This is a genomic window from Massilia sp. CT11-108, from assembly GCF_047302915.1.
GTDB lineage: Bacteria > Pseudomonadota > Gammaproteobacteria > Burkholderiales > Burkholderiaceae_D > Telluria > Telluria orientalis.
The window spans coordinates 1-2,169 of the sequence record NZ_JBKYMO010000716.1; the positions used below are offsets into that span (position 1 = coordinate 1).

2 protein-coding genes are annotated in these 2,169 nt (G+C 68.0%); one reads left to right on the forward strand and one right to left on the reverse strand.

From position 1 onward, the window contains the following. Positions 1–67 precede the first annotated feature (67 nt). On the reverse strand, positions 68–1,684 hold the full coding sequence (locus ACEN88_RS29820) for an alpha-amylase family glycosyl hydrolase (protein WP_413345521.1): 1,617 nt from the start codon (positions 1,682–1,684) through the stop codon (positions 68–70). Between the two features lie 149 nt (positions 1,685–1,833). On the opposite strand from ACEN88_RS29820, the gene ACEN88_RS29825 reads away from it, so the two are divergent. Beyond that, positions 1,834–2,169: RNA polymerase sigma factor (locus ACEN88_RS29825; RefSeq protein ID WP_413345523.1), on the forward strand; the 336-nt coding region annotated here is incomplete at its 3' end.

The window sequence follows — 2,169 nt, forward strand, 5'->3', positions numbered from 1 at the left end:
TCCCGGGTTGGGGGGGGGCGGTTGGGGGGGGGGGACCCCGCGGGGCGGCCGCCGCGGGCGCCGAAAGTCAAACCGAGCCGCGCCGGGGCGCGACGCGGCAGCGGTGGGCATCCCGGCGGCCGGCGTCCTGGTCCCAGCCGCGGGCGTACAGCGGCACGCCCATGCCGTCCGGCAGGGCGGCCGTCGTCGGCGCCAGGTTCGCATAGACGCCAATGCGCTCGCCGTCCAGGCTGCGCACCATGCCGATCACGCCGTCCGGCAAGCCGTCGATGAAGACGGTCGCGCCGCGGCGCAGGGCAGGGTGGCGCCGGCGCAGCTTGACCAGGGCGCTGAAGTGGGCGAATGCGGCGTGGTCGAACCTCGACCAGTCGAGGCGCCAGTCGTCGAACAACACGGTCCAGTCGCGCCAGCCGCTGTCTCCGAATTCCTGGCCCATCAGGATGTGCGGCACGCCATCCATCGTCAGCAGCACGCATGCCGCGGCCAGGTGCGCGTCGTGGCCGAACACGGCGTCGGCGCGCGGCTGTTCCTTGTCTTCCAGCCAGCGCAGGCGCAGCGCGCCGCGCGGGAAGCCGTACGTCGATTCGTTCCAGTACTGCGCGAATTCGCGCGCGCCCGCTTCCCCGTGCGCCACGCGGCGCAGCATCTCGCGCGTGCCGCCTTCGTAGGTGAGGTCGCAGGCCGCGAGGTGGTGGAATTCGTCGTAGGCCTGCGAGACCAGTGCGATGTCGGGCTTCACCGCGGCCAGCGCGGCGCGGATCTCGTCCAGGAAATCCGTCGGCGTGATGTCGGAATCGTCGAAGCGCATGCCGTCCAGGCCGAAGCGTTCGACCCAGCGGCACATCGCATCGACCAGGTAGCGGCGCAGCTCGCGATTGCTGAAATCGAAGCCGGCGAAATACTCGCGGTGCGGCACGGCATACATCACCTTGCCGGCGCGGTCGCGCTGGAACCAGCCGGGGTGAGTCACCGTCAGCGGATGGTCGACGCTGCTGCGGTTCAGCGTCCAGTCGAACACGATGCGCATGCCGCGCGCGTGGATCGCGTCCACCAGCCGCCGCAGGCCGTCTTCGTCGCCGAGTGCCGGGTCGATGGCCTCGAAGTCGCGCACCGCGTACGGGTCGCCCAGGGTGCCGCGCCGGCCGGCCACGCCGATCGGTTGGATCGGCATCATCCAGATCGTGTTCACGCCCAGGTCGGCAAGGTGGCCGAGGCGCGCACGCACGCCGTCGAAGTCGCCGCCGAACGCGCGTACCGACAACTGGTAGACGACGGCGTCGGGCAGCCACGCGGGGCTCGTCAACGCTTGATGATTCCGGTACAGCGCGCCCGGCGCTTCCGCACGCAGGCCGCGCCGGCGCAGGAACACGGTGCCGTCCAGGCAGACGGTGACGCAGGAATTGCCCTGGCCATCTTCGGACATCCACGGGTTGGCGGGATCGGCGATCCAGTGCGTATCGTCCAGCACGAATTTGTACAGGTGGCGGCCGGGCGGCAGCGGCAGGGTGCAGGTCCAGCGGGTCGGCGTCACGCGTTCGAGCATGCAGGCATCGCCCACCCAGCTGTTGAAGGTGCCGGCCAGCGCGACGGTGCGCAAGTCTGACGGGCCATCGAAGACGAAGCGCACGCCGCCGGCGGCGAGAGCGGGGAGCAGGGCGGGATCGGCGTCGCGGGCGATGTGCATCTGGGCATCCTTGGTGTTGTTTTTTGTTATTGAACTACAAAATTATCGCTTAGTAAACAGTAGCAATACTACATTTTCATTTCCTGTAAATATTCTGGAACTTTTCCCGCGCCCCGTTCAAATAAAAGAAAAGAACGAACGAACCCGACGTGAACGAGACCGACGACTTACAACTGCTGCGCGCGATCCGGCAGGGCGACGAGGCCGCATTCCAGACCCTGTACCGGCGCCACCGCAGCGGCTTGTACAGTTTCGCGCTGCTGCACAGCGGCGCGCCGGACGTGGCGGCGGACGTCGTGCAGGACGTGTTCATGGGCCTCCTGAACGACATTTATGGCTTCGATCCGTTGAAAGGCATGCTCGCCAATTTCCTGTACGGCGTGGCCCGCAACCTCGTGCTGAGCCATGCGCGCCAGAACAGCCGTTGGGTGCAGGCCGCGGGCGACGACGACGAGGACGACGGCTGGGAGGTGGCCGATCCGGCG

Coding starts and splice junctions, on each gene's coding strand:
- ACEN88_RS29820 (WP_413345521.1), bottom strand. CDS start 1,684: ATGCACATCGCCCGCGACGCCGATCCCGCCCTGCTCCCCGCTCTCGCC.